This is a genomic window from Pseudomonas sp. BF-R-30 (assembly GCF_019956175.1).
Lineage (GTDB): Bacteria > Pseudomonadota > Gammaproteobacteria > Pseudomonadales > Pseudomonadaceae > Aquipseudomonas > Aquipseudomonas jessenii.
In genome coordinates, this window is record NZ_JAHBDE010000019.1 from 46,760 (window position 1) to 68,085 (window position 21,326).

Consider the following 21,326-nt stretch of genomic DNA (forward strand, 5'->3'; position numbering starts at 1 on the left):
GCCCGCCAAGGCGCAAACCTTGGCGGGCTTTTTTGTACCCGGACGGTTTAGAACGCGCCCATGTAGTCCCGCTTGCCCACTTCCACGCCGTTATGGCGCAGCAGTGCGTAAGTGGTGGTGATGTGGAAGAAGAACTGAGGCAGGCCGTAGGTCAGCAGGTAGGACTGACCGCTGAAGCGCTTCTCTTTAGGCGTGCCCGGACGGGTCACGATCTCGATGCCTTCCTTGCCGTTGATCTGCTCCGGCTTGATCGAGCCGATGAAGGCCAGTGCCTTGGCAATCAACGCTTGCAGTTCGGCGAAGGTGGTTTCGCTGTCGTCGTACTTCGGCAGCTCGACTTCAGCCAGACGACCGGTAACACCCTTGCTGAAATCAACGGCGATCTGCACCTGACGCACCAGAGGGAACATGTCCGGGAACAGGCGCGCTTGCAGGAACGCGTTAGGGTCGATGTTTTTTTCGGTGGCGTGAGCCTCGGCCTTTTTCAGTACATCGCTCAGGGCGTTGAGCATTTGCTGGAAAACAGGCACGGAAGCGTCGTACAGGGAAATGGTCATGGCAGGTCTCGTGTGGAGGGAACGTGGGTCATGGGCAATCTGTAGGAGCGAGCTTGCTCGCGATGGACGTTAACGAAAACGCGTTCTGTCTGAATAAACGCGTAGCGCTGGAGTCCATCGCGAGCGAGCTCGCTCCTACAGGTGATCGGTATCAGGGGCCGATTATAGCCATGCACACGCCTCCCGAAACCGGTCTTTTTCAGCTGCCGTAAACTTTGGCCGCAGGAACCGCTTGCGTCATCAGTTGAGCGACGGCATCGCCCATCTCGTCGACCGCCCAGCGGCCCTGGCGATCCAGTTGCGGACCACGGCGCCAGCCGTCGGCGATCGACAACTTGCCGCCCTCGACTTCGAACATCTGCCCGGTCACCTCGGCGGAAGCCTCCGACCCGAGCCACACCACCAGCGGTGCGACGTTTTCCGGGGCGAAGTAATCGAAGCCCTCTTCAGGCTTTTTCATGGTGTCGGCGAACACTTGCTCGGTCATCCCGGTGCGCGCGGCCGGCGCCAGGGCGTTGGCGGTGATCCCGTAGCGGCGCAGTTCAGCCGCCTGCACCAGCGTCAGCGAAGCAATACCGCCCTTGGCCGCCGCGTAGTTGGACTGACCGATGGAGCCCTGCAAACCGGCGCCGGAGCTGGTATTGATGATCCGCGCATCGACCCTGGCGCCGCCCTTGGCCTGCTCACGCCAGTACTTCACGGCGTGGCTGGAAATGCAGAAATGGCCCTTGAGGTGCACGGCCACCACGGCATCCCAATCGGCTTCACTGAGGCTGGCGAACATGCGGTCGCGGCAGATGCCGGCGTTGTTGACCACCACGTTCAGGTCGCCGAAGGTTTCGATGGCCTGGCGCACGATCAAGCCCGCCGAGTCATAGCGGGTAATGTCATCGCTGTTGGCCACGGCACTGCCGCCCTGCCCGAGGATTTCGCCGACCACGGCCAACGCCGCTTCACGATTGATGTCGTTGACCACCACTTTTGCACCTTCGGCGGCGAAGGCCAACGCGTAGGCACGGCCCAGACCACCGCCGGCACCGGTGATGATCACGACGCGGTTTTCACAGATCTTCATGTTGCTCATCCTTCAAATTCATCACGGGTCGACACAATCCCCTGTAGGAGCGAGCCTGCTCGCGAAGGTCGTTAACGAATGCGCGGGGTATCTGAATAACCGCGTCGCTCTTGAGTCCATCGCGAGCAGGCTCGCTCCTACAGGATCGGTGTACATCCTGGTTTACAAGCGTTCGATGATCGTCACGTTGGCCTGACCGCCGCCTTCGCACATGGTCTGCATGCCGAAGCGTCCGCCGCTGCGCTCCAGTTCATGCAGCAAGGTGCACATCAAGCGGGTGCCGGTGGCGCCCAATGGATGTCCGAGGGCAATCGCGCCGCCATTGACGTTGGTCTGTTCGTGGGGGTAGCCAGTCTCTTTCAACCAGGCCATGGCCACTGAGGCGAAGGCTTCGTTGATCTCCACCCGGTCGATGTCTTCGAGCTTCATGCCGGCGCGCTTGAGTGCGTAAGCGGTGGCCGGGATCGGCGCGGTGAGCATCCAGATCGGGTCTTCGGCGCGCACGCTCAGGTGATGGATGCGTGCCCGTGGCGTCAGGCCGTAACGCTTGAGCGCCACCTCCGAGACGATCAGCATCGCACTGGCCGCGTCGCAGGTCTGGCTCGACACCGCGGCGGTGACCCGGTCACAGCCAAACAGGAATTCCAGCTCGGCCATTTTCTCCAGGCTGGTCTGGCGCGGGGTTTCGTCATGCAGCACACCGGCCAGCGGCACGATCTCGCGGTTGAAGCGGCCTTGCTCGATGGCCTGCAAGGCACGTCGATGGGACTCAAGCGAATAGGCTTCAAGTTGCGCCCGGGACAGGTCCCACTTTTCGGCGATCATCTGCGCCGAACGGAACTGCGTCGGTGGTTGCGCGCCATAGCGCCGCACCCAGCCTTCGGAACCGCTGAACGGATCGGTGAAGCCCAAGGGTTCGGCGGCGATCATCGCCGAGGAAATCGGGATCTGGGTCATGGTCTGCACGCCACCGGCGATGACCACGTCCTGAGTGCCGCTCATCACCGCCTGGGCGGCGAAGTGCACCGCTTGCTGGGACGAACCGCACTGGCGATCGATGGTGGTACCCGGCACCGATTGCGACAGACCGGCCGCCAGCCAACTGGTGCGGGCGATGTCACCGGCCAACGGGCCGATGGTGTCGACACAGCCGAAGATCACGTCGTCGTAATCCTCGTCGGGAATGGCATTGCGCTCGACCAGCGCGCGCAATACGTGGGCGCCCAGGTCGGCGGCGTGGATCTGGCTCAGACCACCCTTGCGCCGCCCGGTGGGCGTACGCAGGGCGTCGACTATGTAGGCTTCAGGCATGGTCTACCTCGGTAAAAAGTTGAATTCAGGCATTGAGAGCGCCGAAAACCTGTGGGATTTCGTCACCCTTACTGACGGGTTAGAACGTACTGCCCGCACCCAGCGCAGGCTTGCCGTCCAGCAACACAGCGCGAATCCGCCCTTTGTGATGGCCGCGATCGCCCCAGACCTTGTCCAGGGCCCAGGCGCGCTTCATGAACAGATGCAAATCGACTTCCCAGGTGTACCCCATGGCGCCGTGGGCCTGGATGGTGTTCTTCGCCGCAAGCATGGCCGCTTCCGCCGTTGCCAACTTGGCGTGGGAGACGAATACGTCCTGATCTGCCTGCTGCTCTGCGAGCGCATAGGCGGCGCGATACAGCGGGCCTTTAGCGAACTCGATCTGCACCGCGACGTTAGCCATCAGATGCTTGACCGCCTGGAACGACCCCACCGGTTTGCCGAACTGCTTGCGCTCGAAGGTGTAGTCCACCGCCAGGTCGACCATGCGCTTGGCCAGCCCGAGCAATTGCGCGGCACTGGCGAGGGCGCCACGGTTGAAGGCAGCGGCCCACAAACGTCGGCCCTGTTCACCGCTGGCAACACAGGTGTCCGGTGTTGGCGCCCACTCGACCTGGAACAACTGACGGCTCGGGTCGACCGACTCGTTGCGGGTCAGGCGCACGGCATCACGCTCCAGCGCATGCACTTCATCGCCATGGGCCAGCAACAGCAGATCGGCGACATGGGCATCGCTGACCAGCGGATTACCTGGCTCGGAAACCGCGAGACGTGCACGGCCCTCGGCCACTCGCGACAACCATTTTTGTTTGAGCGGGGCGTGTTGCTCATCCAGGGCGGCGAGCAACGGCACGCCGACCAGCATGGTGTCCACCAGCGGTTCGGGCAGACCGGCGTAACCGCACTCCTGAGCGATAAGAATGAAGTCCAGCTCATTCATGCCCATGCCGTCCTGTGCCTCGGGCACGGTCAGGGCGGTCAGGCCCAGTTCCACCAATTGCGCCCAGAGTTGCTCACTGCGCCCGCTGTCGCTCTGCCACAGTTCGCGAATGCGTTCCGGGGTGACTTCGTTGATCAGGAAGCTGCGGACGTTGTCCTGAAACAGCAGTTGGTCGCGGCTGAAACTAAAGTCCATGGTCTATTCCTCAGGCACGCGGCATGCCGAGCATGCGTTCGGCAATGATGTTGCGCTGGATCTCGTTGGTGCCGGCGTAGATCGGCCCGGCCTGGGCAAACAGGAAACCTTCCAGCCAATGGCCGACGTCACCAGCGGCCGGAGCTTGGGGCAGCAGCTCGCCACGCAAACCGAGAATGCTCATGGCAGTGTCGTGCATGCGCTGGTCGAGTTCGGACCAGAAGATCTTGTTGGTCGACGATTCCGGCCCGATCTTGCCGCCCTGCACCAGTTGCGAGGCGGTCATGTAGGTGCCCAGGGTGTAGGCCTCGGCATCGAGCCAGGCGCGCATCACTGCTTCGCCAATGGCCGGGTCGCGGTCGGCCTGCTCGCGGTTGGCCAGGTACAACTGCACCAGGCGCTTGGCGGTTTCCTGGAAGCGCGCAGGCGAGCGCAGCAACAAGCCGCGCTCGAAACCTGCGGTGGACATCGCCACGTGCCAGCCCATGCCTTCACCACCGAGGGCGTTCTCCACCGGCACCTTGACGTCGTCGAAGAAAATCTCGGCGAAACCCGGCAAGCCGTTTAGCTGCGGAATCGGCCGCACGGTGATCCCCGGCGTGTTCAGCGGCAGCAGGATGAACGTCAGGCCGTGATGGCGCTGAGACTGCGGGTCGGTGCGGAAAATACCGAACGCCCAGTCAGCCCACACCGCGCGGGTCGACCAGGTTTTCTGGCCGTTGATCACGTAGTGGTCGCCCACACGCTCAGCCTTGGAGCGGATCGCCGCCATATCGGAGCCGGCACCCGGCTCGGACCAAGCCTGGGCCCAGATGTCTTCACCGGTGGCCATGCGCGGCAGGAATCGCGCTTTCTGCTCTTCGCTGCCGTACTCCATCAGGGTCGGGCCGAGCAGGAAGATGCCGTTCTGGTTGACCCGTGCCGGCGCCCCGGAACGGTAGTATTCCTCTTCGAAAATCAGCCACTCGATCAGGTCGCAACCACGGCCGCCGAGTTCGGTCGGCCAGGTGACCATGCCCCAACGGCCTTCGTTGAGTTTTGCTTCCCAGGCGCGGTGCTCGGCAAAACCTTGTTCGGTGTCGAACGATTGCAGCGGTTCACTCGGTACATTGGCCGCCAGCCAGGTCCGCGCATCAAAGCGAAAGGCCTGCTGGGCCGGGGTATAGGTCAGGTCCATGGATATGCCTTCAGCCGTTGAATCGGGCATCGCGTTTCTCGACGAACGAGTCGCGTGCTTCCTGAGAGTCCAGTGAGCGGTAGGCTTCGAGGGTGAAGCCCTGCTCCCAGCGGTATTTGTCTTCCAGATTGCCGTCTTCGATGCCGCTCAGCGCTTCCTTGGCCAGGCTGATCATGCCCGGGCTCTTGGCGGCGATGGTGCGGGCGATCTGCAACGCGGCTTCGCGCAAGTCTTCGCGCTTGACCACCCGCTCCACCGCGCCCAGGCGGTAAGCTTCGGCGGCGTCGATGGCCTCGCCGGTGAAGTACATGTGGCGGACTTTCTGCACCGGGAACAACCGCTGCAAATGCGCACCGCCGCCCATGGCCCCGCGATCCACTTCCGGCACGCCGAAGGTGGCGCACTCGGACGCGACGATGATGTCGGCGGCGCCGCAGATACCGATGCCGCCACCGAGCACGAAACCGTGCACGGCGACGATCACCGGTTTCGGATTGCGGTGGATCGCCTTGAAGCTGTCGTAGTTGCCCTTGTTCACCGCGACGATCAGGTTGCCGTCGGCGGCCAGTTCCTTGATATCGACCCCGGCGCAGAAGCCACGCCCTTCGGCACGGATCAGGATCACCCGCACCTCGGCATTGCGCCCCAGGCTTTCGATTTCGCTGGCGATATCGGCCCAGCCCTGGCAGTTGAAGGCGTTGACCGGTGGCCGGTCGAACACCAGTTCCGCGATGCCGTTATCGATACTCACGCTAAATGGTTTCATGCTTTCCCCTTACGACACACGGCGGCACAGCTCGCCCAGGCGCACTTCGGCGTCGCGGACGATCTGTTCAATCAATTGGGCGCAGCTGGGCAAGCTGTCGATGGAGGCGGCGATCTGCCCGGCGGGCAATACGCCCGCGGCCGGTTGCCCGTCGACCATGGCTTTCTGGATCACCATCGGCGCGTTGGCGGCCATGATGCTTTGCGCGGCGGTCAGCTCCCCGGCGCCGCGCATCTTCAAGGCACTGCCGAGCAACTGGGTCAGGCTCATGCCGGTGTGGCGGCGGTAGGCCAGGCCACTGCGCAATGCCAGCAACAGGCGCTTGAGGCCGCCGCTGTTTTCCAGTTGGTTAAGCAATTCGTTGCGGATCATCCGTTGCGGCATGCCGTCGATGGCGCGGCTGATGATGATCGCCGCCGGGTCCTTGACCGCCAGGTAACGCGCAAGCGTCGCCTGGGGCACCGGGCTGTCGGCGCACATCAGGAAGCGCGTACCCATGGCGATGCCTTCGGCGCCGTAGGCCAGGGCCGAAACCAGGCCCCTGCCGTCCTTGAAACCGCCGGCCGCCACCACGGGCACCGACACCGCATTGACCACTTGATCCAGCAGCATCGAGGTCGGCACGGAGCCGGTATGCCCACCGCCCTCGCCGCCTTGCACGGTCACCGCATCGGCGCCCATTTCCACGGCTTTCTGTGCATGTTTGAGCGCGCCCACCGTGGGAATGCACACCACGCCGGCGTCCTTCAGGCGGCTGATCATCTGCTTGCCCGGCGAACGGCTGTAGCTCACCGCCCGGACTTTATGGCGCAACACCAGTTCGACGATCTCGCCGGCATTGGCCTGGTACATGTGGAAGTTCACCCCGAACGGCTGATCGGTCAGGCGCCGGGTTTCGATAATCGCCGCTTCCATCTGCTGCGGTTCGATGGTCGCCCCGGCGAGAAAGCCGAAACCACCGGCATTGCCCGTGGCCGCCACCAGTTTCGGGTCGGCGACCCAGCCCATGGCGGTCTGGATGATCGGATAACGGCAACCGAGCAGTTGTGTCAATCGGGTATTCAACGAGATCGCCATGCTCACGCCTCGCCCGTTTTACGCTGGGAACTGGCCATGGCCTTGGCGTCGTAGCCGCCGAGGCGGTCGCCGGACACCAGTTCGTTGTGGGCATGAGCGAAGTGATGCAGGCCAAACACCATGTCCATGGTCGCGCGCTTGCCCATCAGGTCTTCGGCGTTGTTCACCGCCTGCTTGCTCAGCTGCAGGCCCAGGCGCGGCATCTGTGCGATGCGCCCGGCGATGTCGAGGGTCTGTTGTTCCAGCTCGTCGCGAGCAACCACCCGATTGAGCATGCCCATCTGATAGGCACGCGGTGCCGGCATGCGCTCGCCGAGGAACAGGAACTCCTTGGCGATGCGCGGATTGAGTTCATGCACGTGGGCGAAATACTCGACCCCGGGAATGCCCATGCGCACCACCGGATCGGCGAAGTAAGCATCCTCGCTGGCCACGATCAGGTCGCAGACCCAGGCCAGCATCAACCCACCGGCAATGCACGCGCCCTGGACCATGGCGATGGTCGGCTTGGGCATCTCGCGCCAACGGCGGCACATGCCCAGATAGACTTCCTGCTCACGGGCATACAAAAACTCGCCGCCCGGTTTGTTCACATGGTCGTACCACAGGCTGGCGCGGTCGAACGTCTTGTCGACGTCGCGGCCCGGGGTGCCGATGTCATGCCCGGCGGAGAAATGCTTGCCGGCGCCACGCAACACAATGACCTTCACTTCATCGTCATCGCAGGCCCGGCGAAACGCCGCGTCCAGCGCATAGGTCATCTGCGAGTTCTGCGCGTTGTGGAACTCGGGGCGGTTCATGGTGACCAGGGCCACCGCGCCACGCACCTCGTACAGCACCACCTCGGCCTGATTGTTATCGTTATGTTCAGCCATCACTTTTCTCCGCAACGCGTTGCTCAGCGTTGGCCTGGCGGGTTGTCTTTGAGTTGCAGGGCGCGCAGGTTGTGCGGGTCCAGACGCTGGATCAGCTGCAACTGCTCGGCCGTCGGCGCGGCAGTGGTCGGGCAATCGTCCGGCACGTGCAGCTCGAAGCCGGTGTTGTCCTGGACTTGCGCCGCTGTCACGCCGGGGTGCAGCGAAAGGATGCGCATCTGCCGTTGCGGGCCTTGGAAATCCAGCACGCAGAGGTCGGTGATGATCAGGCGGATGTCGATGTCGTTCAGCGACCAGCCCCGTGCCAGTCGGGCCGGGTTGTAGCCGACCGAGGCGACCATATCGACCTCGCCTTCGACGAATACCCGGCGGTTGTGGCTCGGCACGCAAAACGAGTTGGCGTGGCTGATCGAGTTGCCGGGGAAACCGCGTACACCGAGCATCTGCGCCTTGGGTTTGGCGTAGTCGCCGATGCAGGAAATGTTGGCCTGACCAAAGCGGTCGATCTGGGTCGGGCCCACCAGGGCATGGCGCTTTCCGCCCCAGACGTTGTCGAAAATCCGCGAGAAACCCATCCAGCTGTCACGCTTGGGTTCATAGCCTTTGCGCGCGCCCAACGGCACCGGCTCGGCAACCATGTAGGCTTCGGAGTCGGTCATCAGCAGTTGCGGGTTGCTGGTCAGCATGGCCAGCGAAGCGGCCAGACGCGGAATCACGCCGATGCCGGAGGCCAATACTTCGCCGTCTTCGCGCCAGGCTTCGGAGGCCGCGCAGATCATCAATTCAGCGAGGCTGAAATCAGTAGTGCTCATTGAAAGGCTCCTTAGAAAATCGGCAACGGCAGTTCACGGATCGCAGCCAGGCCGCCGACCTTTTCCAGATACTGTTCGTGGGTGCAGTCGACGTAGTCGCGCACGTAGCCCTGCCAGCCATCGGCCGCCTGGACCGTGGCGTTGTAGGCCTTGAAGTGCGCGACGTCGAAACCGTACAGCGGCGCGCACGAAGACGGATGCGCCCCGCCCGGCACATGGGCCACGGCGGTGGTCAGGTTGCGTTCCCAGAACACTTGATGCGCGTGGCTGCTGTCCTGATGGAAATACTCGCTGTCGACCAGCTCATCGCAGGTCACGTAGCTGTGAGTCGCGGCCCGTACGAACAGGTCGTCCATGTAGTGATCCGGACCGCTGATCTGGCACACCCCGCGTTTATCGGCACGGTCGACGTGCACCAGCGCCGCGTCGAGCTTGAGCGCCGGCATCGCCACCCAGTCCTTGCCATCGGCATAGGGCGAGGCGATCAACTTGATCTGGCGGTTGTGGTGCAGCACATCGGTGCCCAGGCCCACCGCCGTCGGAATGAACGGCACATTCATCGCCGCCGCGCGCAGACCGAGCAGCAGCATGCCTTCGTCGATCTCCATCACCTCCAGCGCCGCTTCCTGGCGCGCCTTGCGGAAGTACGGTTCCAGCGGAATAAAGTCCAGGGAAACGAAGGCGAACACCAGTTTCTTGATCTTGCCGGCCGCGCAGAGCATGCCGACATCGGCACCGCCGTAGGCAACCACGGTCAGGTCCTTGAGGTCCGAGCGCAGGATCTCGCGCACCAGCGCCATCGGTTTGCGCCGCGGGCCCCAGCCACCGATACCGATGGTCATGCCGTCACGCAGTTGGCCGACGATCTCGAAGGGGGTCATTTGCTTGTCCATCGTCATGTTCCTCATTGGCGACCGACACTGAAGTCGTGGCCCCAGTGGCTGACCACGGTGCTTTCGAATGGCGTGTGGCGGTCCCAGTCGACCACCAGGCCATCACAGCCGTACTCCAGGTCAAACCCGGACGGGGTCTTGATATAGAAAGAAATCATCTGGTCGTTGGTGTGCTGACCGAGGGTGGCCGACAGTTTCACGCCATTGGCGTGGACGCGGTCCAGGGCGCGGCCGACTTCGTCCAGCGTGTTGACCTCGACCATCATGTGCACGCAGCCGTGGGGCATCGGGCACTCGAAAATCGCCAGCGAGTGGTGGCGGCCGTTGTTGCAGTGCAGGAAGTGAATACGTTTTTGCGGCTCGGCCGGGTCCGGGGTGAAGCGGACTTTCATCAGGTCCGACAGTCCAAAACCCAGCACCTGCTCGTAGAAGTCGCGGCAGCGCTCGAAGGCAGGTGCCGGCAGCACTACGTGGCCCATGCCCAGTTCGTTGGTAACGAACCCTTTGACGCCCACCGGCGAGACGAAACGGGCGAAGTCCTGCAACGGGCCCCAGAAGATTTCGTGACGGTTGCCATCCGGGTCGCTGAAGTGCACCAGCTCCTGGACCTTGCGCAGCTCGGCCTCGGCCGCGGTACCACGGGTCACTTGCACATCGGCCTGTTGCAACTCGCTGACCGCCCGTTCCAGCGCCGCCTTGCCGGCCACCTCCCAGCCGCAGGCACCGAAGCCGTTCTCGACGTTCTTCTGCACCAGGATGCGGTAGTGGCGCTCGTCCATCTTCAGGTACAGGTGCGCGTCGTCATCAGATCCGATGACCATCATGCCCAGCACCTGGCTTGCGTAGTGGCGCCATTGCGCCAGGTCGCTGGACAACAGGGTGACGTAACCCAGACCGCGGATATCCATGGATGCACTCCTCGTTTTTCTCAGGCGGTGCCGCCCTTCGGCGACTGCCGGGGGAGACTTTATGTGGGCCTATTCAAACGGGTTCGGGCAGGGGCAACATCGTCCAATGGGACTAGCGGAATTGATGGCGCGGAACATGAAAAACCTGTGGGAGCGAGCCTGCTCGCGATGGTCGCCAACGATAACGCTGCAAGCCTGGCACCCCGCGGCGCTCTCCGGTTTATCGCGAGCAGGCTCGCTCCTACAGGGGGTATGCGGTGTTCAATCTTATTCGGCAGGCATAAAAAAACGGGCCTTGGGGACCCGTTGGAAAGTTGGCCTGACGTCCGTGCCAGACCTGAAATGCGTTCAACTGTAGGAGCGAGCCTGCTCGCGATGGTCGCCAACGATAACGCTGCAAGCCTGACACCCCGCGGCGTTCTCCGGTTTATCGCGAGCAGGCTCGCTCCTACAAGGGGTATGCGGTGTTCAATCTTATTCGGCAGGCATAAAAAAACGGGCCTTGGGGACCCGTTGGAAAGTTGGCCTGACGTCCATGCCAGACCTGAAAAGCGATCAACTGTAGGAGCGAGCCTGCTCGCGATGGTCGCCAACGATAACGCTGCAAGCCTGGCACCCCGCGGCGTTCTCAGGTTTATCGCGAGCAGGCTCGCTCCTACAGGGGGTATGCGGTGTTCATGCGTTTAGCGTCAACTATCACGCCTTGCGGAAATGCGGAATCACCTTCTCGCCAATGTTCTTCAAGGTCTCCAGCTGCGCCCACTGCGGCACGGTGCCCATCTGGCAGATGAACAGGATTTCGTCGGCGCCGGCATCGATCAGGCGCTGCACGTAGCCGATGCAATCCTCGACGGTGCCGTAGGCGTGGTTCGGGTTCATCATGGCCATGGTCGGGTCGGAGAAGTCGACACTGACTTCTTCAGAGGCGAAGCGCGACTTGATCACGCTCTGGCCATTGCCATCGACGAAGGTGTCGTCCTTCCACTTCTCCGGATCCGGACGCTCGCCACCGCCGTACCAGTAGCCCAGCGACTCCATGAAGTAACGCTGGCCACGGATACCGATGCGGCGCGCTTCTGCGTTGTCGTCCAGCACGATGGCCGGGCACAGTGCGGCAATGTGACGGTTAGGGCGGAAGCCCACTTGCTTCTTTTCATCGCGGTTGTCGTAGGCCGTGTGATACACCTCAACCTTCTTGGCGATCTCTTCCGGGCCACCAAAGCCCAGCACCAGCGCGCCCATGCCACGACCGCCAGCATTTTTCAGCGACTCGGTGTTGGTGCACGCCAGGTACATCGGCGGGTGCGGGTCCTGATACGGCTTTGGATGGATCGGACGCTTGGGGATCTGCACGAAGTCGCCGTTGTGCTCGATCTCGTCCTGCACGAACATTTTCGGGATCAGGTACATCATCTCGTCGATCTGCGGCTGCAAGGTCGCCAGGTCGTAGCCGAAGGTGCCGGCTTCCTGCTGGGTACCGCCCTTGCCCACGCCAAAGTGCACACGACCCTTGGACAGCAGGTCGAGGGTGGCGATGCGCTCGGCGACCTTGACCGGGTGGTTCATCGCCGGAGGCAGGCAGACCACGCCGTGGCCGATACCGATGCGCTCGGTTTTACCGGCCACGAAAGCCAGCATGGTTTCCGGCGCGGACATGTGCGAGTAGTTGCTCAGCGCCGTGTGTTCCACGCACCAGAAGGTGTCAAAACCCAGCTTGTCGGCCAGCACGGCCTGCTCGACGGTGTCTTCGAAAATCTTGCGGTCGCCTTCGCGGCTGGAGTCCACCGTCTGGGCTTCGTAAATCAGGGAAAATTTCATGGTTGATCCTTGTGCTTATTTGGATGCGCAGTCGGCGCCGTAGACCTTCGCCTTACCGCCAATGCTCGGGCATCGGCGGGGCGCTCGAATCACGCAAACGGACTAGCCCGATTCATAGAAAAGAGCTGTACGCCAGCGTCAGAGGAAAAAGTCGCTGCTGTCCTGACCCATGCTGACCCCGCCGAGGTTCCAGGCGTACTTGGCCGGGCTGTTGGCCACGTGGGCGCGACCGGTGTGAATATCACGGAACGCTCGGTTGATCGGATGGCTGCGGAAGATCGTCGAAGCACCGCTGTTGAACATCAAGTCACCAGCGGCCTTGGCGCACTTGTCGGCCACCAGCGCCGAGTCGTAACGCATCTTCACCCGCTCGGACATGCTCAACGGCTCACCCTTCTGCGCGCGCTCCAGCATCAGGGCGAAGTTGCGATGCAGCACGGTCTTGCACTCATCGACGCAGACCATGGCGTTGGCCAGCGCCGATTGCGCGGCCGGGTCCTGGACCATCTTGCGACCGTCATTGACCCCGACCCGGGCGCGGTTGTGCTCGACAAACTGATCCACCGCGCCTTGCAGGGCACCGATGGCCGAGGACGAAACCGCACGCACGAAAATCTGCCCGAATGGCAGGCGGAACAACGGCGCGGTGTTGACCGCATTGCCCGGACTGTTCTGCATGAAACCGTCGAGGGCGCGATGGGTGCGGTACTCGGGAACGAAGGCGTTCTCCACCAGAATGTCGTGGGAGCCGGTGGCTTCCAGGCCCATGACGTTCCAGTTGTCGAGAATCTGGTAATCGCTGCGCGGCACCAGGAACGTCCGATAATCCGGCGCACCGCCCGCCTCTTCCGGCGGCACCAGCGCACCGAGGAACGCCCACTCGCAATGCTTGCTGCCGGAGGAAAAGCCCCAGCGACCGCTCAATTTGAAACCACCCTCGACCCGCTCGACCTTGCCCACCGGCATATAGGAAGAGGAGATCAGCACGCTGGAATCACTGCCCCAGACATCCTGCGCGGCACGGTCGTCGAACAGCGCCAGTTGCCAGTTGTGAATCGCCACCACCCCCAGTACCCAGGCCGAGGACATGCAGCCTTCGGCAAGGGTCATCTGTACGTCGAAGAAATCCTTGGGCTCCAGCTCATAGCCTTCCCAACGGGACGGTTGCAGGATGCGAAAGAACCCGGCGTCCTGGAAATCCTTCAGGGTTTCTTCGGGCAACTGGCCTGCTTGCGCGGCATTCAGGGCACGTTCACGCAGGATCGGCACCAACTCGCGGGCACGTTGGCTCAGACGCTGGCGAATCAGGTCTTGGTTGAGCATTTTTATTGTTCTCCTTTGTTCACCCCATCCGCCGGGGCGCGCGTGCAACGGGGCGGGTGTAGCGCCCCTACACTGGCATTCAAGCAATGCGCAACAGAGTGGACATCCCTCAAACGGACCATGTGGGATTGGGGAACAGTTTTTTGGAGGTGAATCTGAAAGAGGTGTGTTGGCTGGCAGACCGCCATCGCGAGCAGGCTCGCTCCCACATTGGGTCTCCGGTTTTACTCAGGACTTTTGGCCGCTGAAGATCCCTGTGGGAGCGAGCCTGCTCGCGAAAAACGCCAGGACAACGCGGGCATTCAGGCAGCACGCGTTATCGTTGACGTCCATCGCGAGCTCGCTCCTACAGAAGAGCAGAGCAACGGCAGGTCGGCGTACACCCACGCTCTTCACCACTCATCAGGCCGAGCGTTAGCTCGCCTGCAGCTTTTGATCTTGATCCACCCGCCCCCTCGGAAGGCTGAGTGGAGGTGTTCATCCGGGGATTGGCGCGCAGCGCCGTTCGACGCAGTCGAACTCATTGCGTGTAGGTCGAAGCGAAGCCGACCGGAGGGCAATGCCCCCGGATGAATACCGGAGCGAAGGAACGCCGAGCCTCAGCGAGGGGCCGTACGTAAGGGGCGAGACTTTTTGGTTCCTTTTGTGTCGTTTGACAAAAGGGACTCGCCGTAAGGGCGAAACCGCCAGCCGCCGTTACCGCAGAAACGGATATGTACTCAATCAACCAAGAGCCTGGTCGGCCCAGAGGCCGCCAAGGCCTAGTCCCCTCGGACGATGCTCCAGACAAGAGCCAGAGCAAGAATCCATCGCACTCCCCACCCAACAAAAAAGGCCCAGTGCGATGAACGACGTCAATCTCAAAGCCGACATGCTCCAGGCCATGCGCCGCCTGGCCAAGTCAGTCACCATTATCAGCACCAGCAACGGCACCGAACGCTTCGCCATGGCCGCCACGGCCGTCGACTCGCTGAGCACCGAGCCACCATCGCTGCTGATCTGCGTCAACAAGACCGCCTCGCCCCACGCCGCACTGGCGACCGGCGCCGACTTCTGCGTCAACATCCTCGGCGTCGAACAACAAGACCTGGCCAACCTGTGCAGCGGCGCGATCAAGGGCGAAGCGCGCTTCGACCGCGGCAACTGGCTGACCAGCCCCGGCGGCATTCCATACCTGGGTGACGCACAGTCGGCGATCCTCTGCCGCCAGGACGGCCACTTCAGCTACGGCACCCACACCGTTTTCATCGGGCGCATCCTGCAGATCCACACCACCGCCGAAATCACCCCGCTGGTCTACCTCGACGGCAGCTACACCACCACCGCCAAACCCGCACCTTCTCTCGCTGCTGCTGGCTGAGGCCCGAACATGGACAGCCTGAACGGGTTGACGGCGTTGCGAGTGAACAGCGCCGACCAGTTGCCATGGGATGACCGTTGCGACTTGCTGATCGTCGGGTTTGGGGGTGCCGGCGCCTGTGCCGCCATCGAAGCCAGCACTCGCGGCCTGTCAGTGCTCGCACTGGATCGCTTCGAAGGCGGCGGCGCCACAGCGCTCAGTGGTGGCGTGGTGTACGCCGGTGGTGGCACGCCGTATCAGCGTCAGGCTGGCTATGAAGACACCAGCGAGGCCATGTTCAATTACCTGCGTCAGGAAGTCGGCGAAGCCGTCAGCCACGAGACATTGCGCAATTTCTGCGACGGCAGCCGCGAACAACTGGCCTGGCTGGAGCGACAGGGCGCGGCGTTCGAGGCCAGCGTGCCGCCGCATAAAACCTCGTACCCGAGTGACCAGTACTACCTCTATTACTCCGGCAACGAAGCCGTGCCGGCCTATGCCGCCAGCGCCAAACCGGCACCCCGTGGCCACCGCACCAAAGGTCCGGGCATGTCCGGCGCCAGCCTGTTCGCCCCGCTCAAGGCCAGCGCCTTGCGTCACGGTGCGCGCCTGCGCAGCCAGTGCGAAGTGCGGCGACTGGTGCTCGACCTCGACGACAAGGTCATCGGCGTCGAAGCCTGGCAGTTGCCTTCCGGCAGTCGCGCAGCCCGACAACATGCGCGGCTGTCGCGCTGGGCCGCCGCCATTCATATGTACGCTCCCGCATTGGCTGACCGCTTGCGCGCCCGTCAGCGTCGCATCGAGCAGACCAGCGCCATTCGGCAATTGATTCGCGCCGAACAGGCGGTGCTATTGAGCAGCGGCGGTTTTATCTTCAATCGCGACCTGGTGCGCCAACACGCGCCGCAGTACCTGGCCGGGCTGCCCCTGGGCGCCACCGGCTGCAATGGCAGCGGCATCGCCCTGGGCCAGAGCGCCGGTGGCAGCGTGGCGCGGATGGACAAGATCAGCGCGTGGCGTTTCATCAATCCGCCACTGGCCTGGGCCCGCGGGCTGATCGTCAATGCCCGCGGGCAGCGTTACGCCAACGAAGAAATCTACGGCGCGACCCTCGGCCACGCCATGGTCGAAGAACAAGACGGTCGCGCCATCCTGGTGCTCAACCGTGAGCTGATGCGCGAAGCGTTGCGTCAGGTGGGCCCAGGCAAGGTGTGGAATTTCCAGCGCCTGCCGGTGCTGCTCAACCTGCTGTTCAACGCCAAACGCAGTAGCAGACTGGCCGGGTTGGCCAAACGCTGCAATCTGCCGCCGGAACTGCTGCGCCAGAGTGTCGAACGCTATTCCCGGGCGGCACGCGGTGAGGTCGCCGACGAGTTCGGCAAATCCTCGGCGATGCTCGCCAATCTTGAACAAGGCCCGTGGTACGCCCTCGACCTGTCGTTCACCAGCCGCCTGTTCCCCTGCCCGGTCATCACCCTTGGCGGGTTGAAGGTCTGCGAGGGCAGCGGTCGGGTGCTGGACCATGCCGGCCAACCGATCCAGGGCCTGTACAGCGCCGGCCGCAATGCGGTCGGGGTCGCTTCCAACCTGTATGTCTCCGGCCTGTCCCTGGCCGATTGCATTTATTCCGGTCGCCGGGCTGCCGCCCACGTGGCCGACCAATTCGCACTTCAAACCGCACGATCAGGAGAACAACAATGCAACGTGTAGAAGGCAAAGTCTGCATCATCACCGGCGCCGCCAGCGGCATCGGTCGCGAAGACGCCCTGCTGCTGGCCCGCGAAGGCGCCAAAGTAGTACTGACCGACCTCAACGAAGAGGCCGGTCGCCAGGTGGCTGCAGAAATCGGCGCCAACGCGCTGTTCATCCGCCACGACATCGCCAGCGAAAGCGATTGGCAACAGGTGATCAAGACCACCGTCGAACACTTCGGCCGTCTCGACGTACTGGTCAACAACGCCGCGATCCTGGCCCTGGGCAGCATTGAAGACACCACGCTGGAGCTATGGCAGAAGGTGCAGAAGATCAACGGCGAAGGCTACTTCCTCGGCTGCAAGTACGCGATCCAGGCGATGAAGGAAACCGGTGGCGGGTCGATCATCAACATGTCGTCGGTGGCCGCGTTGGGCGCGATGCCGATGTTCTGCGCTTATTCGGCGTCCAAAGGCGCGGTGGCGGCGATGACCCGTTCGATTGCCCTGCACTGCAAGCAGCAGGGTTACCGCATCCGCTGCAACAGCGTGCACCCCGATGGCGTGAACACGCCGATGACCCAGGCCCTGGCCGGTGGTCAGCCAATCTCCCAGGAAGCACTGGACCAGGACCCGATGAACCGTATGGCCGCGCCACGGGACATTGCCAACGTGGTGCTGTTCCTGGCCACCGACGAGTCGCGATTCGTCAACGGTGCCGAGATCCGCGTCGACAATGCCCAACTGATCAGCGGTCTCTGAGGTCGAGGTGAACATGGGCACGCGACAACAGAACCTGATCCCGGCCGAACACACAGCGGCAAGCGTTTCATTGCAAGTGTGCGCGGTGATCGACGAGACCCTGGATGCGCGCTCGCTGGTGCTGGACGTACCGCCAACCCTGCGTGAGCGCTTTCGCTACAAACCGGGCCAGTTCCTGAGTTTTCGCGTGCCCTTCGCCGGCAAACTGTTGACCCGCTGCTACTCCATGGCCAGCTCGCCCCTCGCGGACGCGCTGCCCAAGGTCACGGTGAAACGGGTCGACGGTGGCCGGGTGTCGAACTGGATGAACGAAGTGCAGGTCGGTGACTGGCTGGAAGTGCTGCCACCGGCCGGGCATTTCTGCCTGGACCCGCAGGCGGACACCGAAAAGCCCCTGGTCTTGTTCGGGGGCGGTTCGGGCATCACCCCGGTGTTTTCCATTCTCAAATCGGTGCTGCACAGCAGTCGGCGACCGATCAAGTTGATCTACGCCAACCGCGATGAGGCGTCGGTGATTTTCAAGGACGAGCTGTGCCAGTTGATCAAGGCGCATCCTGATCAACTGCACGTGGTGCACGTCCTCGATTCGGTGCAGGGTTTCCTGACGGACCATCAGGTCCGTCATCTGCTGCGCGGATCGGCCGGCGGCGACTACTTCATCTGTGGGCCTGGACCGTTCATGGACACCGTGGAGCGCACGCTGCTGGCAGTGGGCGAAGCGGCCGAGAGGATCCATGTCGAACGCTTCGTCTCGCCGCCGGACCCCGATGAACTGCTGGCCGAAGAGGCCGTGGCACGAGCTGCGGCCATGGATTCGCAATGCGAAGCGCTGATCGTCGAGCTCGATGGTCAGCAACACGAAATTGCCTGCAAACCCGGCGACACCCTGCTGCAAAGTTGCAAGGCCGCCGGTCTGGACGTGCCCTCGTCCTGTGAAGAAGGTTTTTGCGGGGCCTGCATGTGCGTGGTCCAGGAAGGCCAGACCCAACTGGCCCGCAACGACGTGCTGACCCCCAAGGAGCTCGCCGACGGCTGGACGCTGGCCTGCCAGAGCCGACCGACCGGGGCGAAGGTGCGCCTTAAATTCCCTGATTGAAGATACGCATCCCCCTGTAGGAGCGAGCCTGCTCGCGATGGACGTCAACGATAACGCGCCCTGTCTGAATGAACGCGGTGCCCAGACGTTTTTTCGCGAGCAGGCTCGCTCCCACAATTGAAATGTGCCAGACGGGGGATCGGTTGCTTAGTCTCATTGGACGATCACTCGGGCCCGGTCTGCGGTTAGACTCGACCACAGCATTAGCCCACAACAATAAAGAGGTGCAGTTATGGCTCGTTTGCAGAATAAGGTCGCGGTGGTCACCGGCGGCGCTTCGGGTATCGGTCTGGCCTGCGTGCGCCGTTTCGCGGCCGAAGGCGCGCAAGTGGTCGGGCTGGACATCGGCAGCGCACCGGCAGACTTTCCCGGCCTGTTCATGACCCTGGACGTGCGCGACGAAGCGCAGGTGCAGCAGGTCATGCAAGAAGTCATCAGCCGCTTCGGGCGCATCGACGTACTGGTCAACGCCGCCGGCGTCGCCGACCAGGGCAGCGTGACCCAGACCACCACCGCCAACTGGCAACGGGTGATGGACATCAACCTGACCGGCAGCATGCTCACCAGCAAATACGCGCTGGCGTCGATGGTTGAACAACGCAATGGCTCGATCATCAACGTCGGTTCGATCTTCGGCCTGCAAGGCTGCGACGGCAACGTGGCCTATAACGTGTCCAAGGGCGGCATCAACCAACTGACCCGCTCGATGGCCATCGACTACGGCTACGCCAACATTCGCGTCAACGGTCTGTGCCCCGGCCTGATCGAAACGCCGATGACCAGCATGGTCCGTGACAATGACGCGTTCCACGCCTTCTTCGCCTCGCAGCACATGCTCAGCCGCTCCGGGCAACCGGAAGAAGTGGCCAACGTTGCGCTGTTCCTGGCGTCCGACGAAGCATCCTTTGTCAGCGGCCAGATGATCGCCGTGGACGGTGGTTTCTCCGCCGGTCGCCGTTTCGCCCCGCCCGCCCAGTAATTCGCAATCCGGCCGGGCCCCCTGCCCGGCCTACTCCCTTTTTCGTACTTGTCTTCTAACCGGGGAGGCCCCATGCCGCCTGTCGCCACCGCACTGACCATTGCTCAACTGTTCGCCAACGCGGCCCAGGCCTACGGCGACCGCCCGGCCATCGAGGACGCGGGCCACACCATCAGCTACCGACAACTGGACCAACTGCGCCGCCAGGCTGCCCGCGCACTGCTGGCCCTCGACGTACAGGTCGGGGACCGCGTGGCGATCTGGGCGCCGAACGTGTGGGAGTGGATCGTTGCAGCTGGCGCCCTGCAAAGTGTCGGCGCCGCCCTGGTGCCGCTCAATACCCGGATGAAGGGCAGCGAGGCCGGCTACATCCTGCGCGAAAGCGGCGCCTGTGTACTGTTTGCCATCGGCGAATTCCTCGGCGCGGACTACCCCGGCATGCTGGCGTCGGAAGACCTGCCAGCCCTTCGCCACATCGTCAGCGTGCGTGGTGCCAATTCGGGCACCCTGGCCTGGGAGCGGTTTATGGATCTGGCGGCCGATGTGCCGCAACTGGCCCTGCGCACCCGCGAACAGAGCGTTGGCCCGCAGGCCTTGTCCGACGTGCTGTTCACCTCGGGCACCACTGGTAAACCCAAAGGCGTGATGACCAGCCACGGCCAGAACCTGCGAATCGTGCGGGACTGGAGCGATATCGTCGGTTTGCGCGAGAGCGATCGCTACCTGATCGTCAATCCGTTCTTCCACTCCTTCGGCTACAAGGCAGGCTGGCTGGCAGCGCTGATGCGTGGCTGCACCCTCCTGCCGCAGCAGGTGTTCGACGTGCAGGCCGTGCTCGAATGCGTGCAGCGCGAACGCATCACCGTGTTGCCCGGGCCACCGACGTTGTATCAGTCGTTGCTTGCCCATCCGCAACGCAGTGAATTCGACCTGAGCTCCTTGCGCGTTGCGGTGACCGGGGCGGCAGCGATTCCGGTGGAGATGATCCACCGCATGCGCGACGAACTGGGCTTTGCCACCATCGTCACCGCGTATGGCCTGACGGAAGTCTGTGGGTTCGCCACGATCTGCCGTTCCGGCGACTCGGCGGAACTGGTCGCCAACACCAGTGGCCGGGCGATGCCTGGGGTGCAAGTACGCTGTGTCGGCAGCAGCGGCCGCAGCCAGCCGGCCAACATTCCCGGTGAAGTGCAGATTCGCGGCTACAACCTGATGCAGGGCTATCTCAACAACCCCGAAGCCAGCCAGGAAATTCTCGACGCCGACGGCTGGCTGCACACCGGCGACATCGGCATGCTCGACGAACAGGGTTACCTGCGCATCACCGACCGCCTCAAGGACATGTTCATCACCGGTGGCTTCAATGTGTACCCGGCGGAGATCGAACAGTGTTTGCTGACCTATCCGGGCGTGGCCCAGGTAGCGGTGATCGGGATTCCCGACGAACGCTTGGGTGAAGTGGCGATGGCGTTTCTGCTGCCTGCTCCAGGTATGGAAATCGAGCAGACCCGATTCCTCGCCTGGTGCCGTGAGCAGATGGCCAACTACAAGGTTCCGCGTCGGGTGCAGGTGCTGCAGAAGATGCCGATCAATGCGGCGGGGAAAGTGACCAAGAATGTGTTGCGCGAGTGGGCATTGCAGCCAGTCGACTAAACACAATCCCTGCTCGCGATGGTGTGTCAGTCGACGTCAATGCAACTGATAGACCATCGCGAGCAGGCTCGCGCCTACA

Annotated in this window: 19 protein-coding genes; 6 read left to right on the forward strand and 13 right to left on the reverse strand. The window is 63.0% G+C overall.

All coding sequences use genetic code 11. From position 1 onward, the window contains the following. Positions 1-47 precede the first annotated feature (47 nt). The 13 genes from KGB20_RS11905 to KGB20_RS11970 form a co-directional block, all read right to left on the reverse strand. Positions 48-557 (reverse strand): DUF1993 family protein, encoded by a 510-nt coding sequence (locus KGB20_RS11905; protein ID WP_057714082.1) that lies wholly within the window; start codon positions 555-557, stop codon positions 48-50. Positions 558-756: 199 nt separating this feature from the next. Further along, positions 757-1,632: an SDR family oxidoreductase gene (locus KGB20_RS11910; protein ID WP_223532317.1), complete on the reverse strand. Its 876-nt coding sequence runs from the start codon at positions 1,630-1,632 to the stop codon at positions 757-759. 162 nt (positions 1,633-1,794) lie between these two features. Next, entirely contained in the window at positions 1,795-2,943 is a 1,149-nt protein-coding gene (locus KGB20_RS11915; protein WP_223532319.1) for an acetyl-CoA C-acetyltransferase, read from the reverse strand. A gap of 79 nt (positions 2,944-3,022) precedes the next feature. Beyond that, the gene (locus tag KGB20_RS11920; protein WP_223532321.1) at positions 3,023-4,078 is read right to left on the reverse strand and encodes an acyl-CoA dehydrogenase family protein; all 1,056 of its coding nucleotides are present in this window, start codon (positions 4,076-4,078) and stop codon (positions 3,023-3,025) included. Positions 4,079-4,088: 10 nt separating this feature from the next. After that, positions 4,089-5,255, reverse strand: coding sequence for an acyl-CoA dehydrogenase family protein (locus KGB20_RS11925; protein ID WP_057714078.1), 1,167 nt, complete (start codon positions 5,253-5,255; stop codon positions 4,089-4,091). A 10-nt stretch (positions 5,256-5,265) separates the two neighbouring features. After that, a complete protein-coding gene (locus KGB20_RS11930) occupies positions 5,266-6,021 on the reverse strand; it encodes an enoyl-CoA hydratase family protein (protein ID WP_090456721.1) in 756 nt (251 codons plus the stop codon). Positions 6,022-6,030: 9 nt separating this feature from the next. Beyond that, positions 6,031-7,098, reverse strand: coding sequence for an NAD(P)H-dependent flavin oxidoreductase (locus KGB20_RS11935; RefSeq protein WP_057714076.1), 1,068 nt, complete (start codon positions 7,096-7,098; stop codon positions 6,031-6,033). Positions 7,099-7,100: 2 nt separating this feature from the next. Next, positions 7,101-7,973, reverse strand: coding sequence for an enoyl-CoA hydratase (locus KGB20_RS11940; protein WP_046043072.1), 873 nt, complete (start codon positions 7,971-7,973; stop codon positions 7,101-7,103). Between the two features lie 23 nt (positions 7,974-7,996). Beyond that, positions 7,997-8,785: a CoA-transferase subunit beta gene (locus KGB20_RS11945; RefSeq protein ID WP_223532323.1), complete on the reverse strand. Its 789-nt coding sequence runs from the start codon at positions 8,783-8,785 to the stop codon at positions 7,997-7,999. A gap of 11 nt (positions 8,786-8,796) precedes the next feature. After that, the gene (locus KGB20_RS11950; RefSeq protein ID WP_223532325.1) at positions 8,797-9,678 is read right to left on the reverse strand and encodes a CoA transferase subunit A; all 882 of its coding nucleotides are present in this window, start codon (positions 9,676-9,678) and stop codon (positions 8,797-8,799) included. 11 nt (positions 9,679-9,689) lie between these two features. Continuing rightward, entirely contained in the window at positions 9,690-10,586 is an 897-nt protein-coding gene (locus tag KGB20_RS11955) for a VOC family protein (RefSeq protein ID WP_223532327.1), read from the reverse strand. A gap of 696 nt (positions 10,587-11,282) precedes the next feature. After that, a complete protein-coding gene (locus tag KGB20_RS11965; protein WP_102672755.1) occupies positions 11,283-12,404 on the reverse strand; it encodes an LLM class flavin-dependent oxidoreductase in 1,122 nt (373 codons plus the stop codon). A 138-nt stretch (positions 12,405-12,542) separates the two neighbouring features. Then, the gene (locus KGB20_RS11970; RefSeq protein WP_223532330.1) at positions 12,543-13,727 is read right to left on the reverse strand and encodes a flavin-dependent monooxygenase; all 1,185 of its coding nucleotides are present in this window, start codon (positions 13,725-13,727) and stop codon (positions 12,543-12,545) included. Positions 13,728-14,571: 844 nt separating this feature from the next. Here KGB20_RS11970 and KGB20_RS11975 point away from each other — a divergent pair. The 6 genes from KGB20_RS11975 to KGB20_RS12000 all read left to right on the forward strand — a co-directional run bounded on the left by KGB20_RS11975 (position 14,572) and on the right by KGB20_RS12000 (position 21,247). Continuing rightward, a complete protein-coding gene (locus KGB20_RS11975; protein ID WP_057714069.1) occupies positions 14,572-15,087 on the forward strand; it encodes a flavin reductase family protein in 516 nt (171 codons plus the stop codon). 9 nt (positions 15,088-15,096) lie between these two features. Continuing rightward, complete coding sequence (locus tag KGB20_RS11980) at positions 15,097-16,776, forward strand: FAD-binding protein (protein WP_223532332.1); 1,680 nt, start codon at positions 15,097-15,099, stop codon at positions 16,774-16,776. Next, on the forward strand, positions 16,764-17,519 hold the full coding sequence (locus KGB20_RS11985) for a glucose 1-dehydrogenase (RefSeq protein ID WP_223532334.1): 756 nt from the start codon (positions 16,764-16,766) through the stop codon (positions 17,517-17,519). The genes KGB20_RS11980 and KGB20_RS11985 overlap by 13 nt, the downstream gene beginning before the upstream one ends. Positions 17,520-17,532: 13 nt before the next feature. Beyond that, on the forward strand, positions 17,533-18,615 hold the full coding sequence (locus KGB20_RS11990; RefSeq protein WP_223532336.1) for a ferredoxin--NADP reductase: 1,083 nt from the start codon (positions 17,533-17,535) through the stop codon (positions 18,613-18,615). A gap of 232 nt (positions 18,616-18,847) precedes the next feature. Then, a complete protein-coding gene (locus KGB20_RS11995) occupies positions 18,848-19,594 on the forward strand; it encodes an SDR family NAD(P)-dependent oxidoreductase (protein WP_223532338.1) in 747 nt (248 codons plus the stop codon). A gap of 72 nt (positions 19,595-19,666) precedes the next feature. Beyond that, entirely contained in the window at positions 19,667-21,247 is a 1,581-nt protein-coding gene (locus KGB20_RS12000; protein ID WP_223532340.1) for a FadD3 family acyl-CoA ligase, read from the forward strand. Positions 21,248-21,326: the final 79 nt, after the last annotated feature.

Coding starts and splice junctions, on each gene's coding strand:
- KGB20_RS11905 (WP_057714082.1), bottom strand. CDS start 557: ATGACCATTTCCCTGTACGACGCTTCCGTGCCTGTTTTCCAGCAAATG.
- KGB20_RS11910 (WP_223532317.1), bottom strand. CDS start 1,632: ATGAAGATCTGTGAAAACCGCGTCGTGATCATCACCGGTGCCGGCGGT.
- KGB20_RS11915 (WP_223532319.1), bottom strand. CDS start 2,943: ATGCCTGAAGCCTACATAGTCGACGCCCTGCGTACGCCCACCGGGCGG.
- KGB20_RS11920 (WP_223532321.1), bottom strand. CDS start 4,078: ATGGACTTTAGTTTCAGCCGCGACCAACTGCTGTTTCAGGACAACGTC.
- KGB20_RS11925 (WP_057714078.1), bottom strand. CDS start 5,255: ATGGACCTGACCTATACCCCGGCCCAGCAGGCCTTTCGCTTTGATGCG.
- KGB20_RS11930 (WP_090456721.1), bottom strand. CDS start 6,021: ATGAAACCATTTAGCGTGAGTATCGATAACGGCATCGCGGAACTGGTG.
- KGB20_RS11935 (WP_057714076.1), bottom strand. CDS start 7,098: ATGGCGATCTCGTTGAATACCCGATTGACACAACTGCTCGGTTGCCGT.
- KGB20_RS11940 (WP_046043072.1), bottom strand. CDS start 7,973: ATGGCTGAACATAACGATAACAATCAGGCCGAGGTGGTGCTGTACGAG.
- KGB20_RS11945 (WP_223532323.1), bottom strand. CDS start 8,785: ATGAGCACTACTGATTTCAGCCTCGCTGAATTGATGATCTGCGCGGCC.
- KGB20_RS11950 (WP_223532325.1), bottom strand. CDS start 9,678: ATGGACAAGCAAATGACCCCCTTCGAGATCGTCGGCCAACTGCGTGAC.
- KGB20_RS11955 (WP_223532327.1), bottom strand. CDS start 10,586: ATGGATATCCGCGGTCTGGGTTACGTCACCCTGTTGTCCAGCGACCTG.
- KGB20_RS11965 (WP_102672755.1), bottom strand. CDS start 12,404: ATGAAATTTTCCCTGATTTACGAAGCCCAGACGGTGGACTCCAGCCGC.
- KGB20_RS11970 (WP_223532330.1), bottom strand. CDS start 13,727: ATGCTCAACCAAGACCTGATTCGCCAGCGTCTGAGCCAACGTGCCCGC.
- KGB20_RS11975 (WP_057714069.1), top strand. CDS start 14,572: ATGAACGACGTCAATCTCAAAGCCGACATGCTCCAGGCCATGCGCCGC.
- KGB20_RS11980 (WP_223532332.1), top strand. CDS start 15,097: ATGGACAGCCTGAACGGGTTGACGGCGTTGCGAGTGAACAGCGCCGAC.
- KGB20_RS11985 (WP_223532334.1), top strand. CDS start 16,764: ATGCAACGTGTAGAAGGCAAAGTCTGCATCATCACCGGCGCCGCCAGC.
- KGB20_RS11990 (WP_223532336.1), top strand. CDS start 17,533: ATGGGCACGCGACAACAGAACCTGATCCCGGCCGAACACACAGCGGCA.
- KGB20_RS11995 (WP_223532338.1), top strand. CDS start 18,848: ATGGCTCGTTTGCAGAATAAGGTCGCGGTGGTCACCGGCGGCGCTTCG.
- KGB20_RS12000 (WP_223532340.1), top strand. CDS start 19,667: ATGCCGCCTGTCGCCACCGCACTGACCATTGCTCAACTGTTCGCCAAC.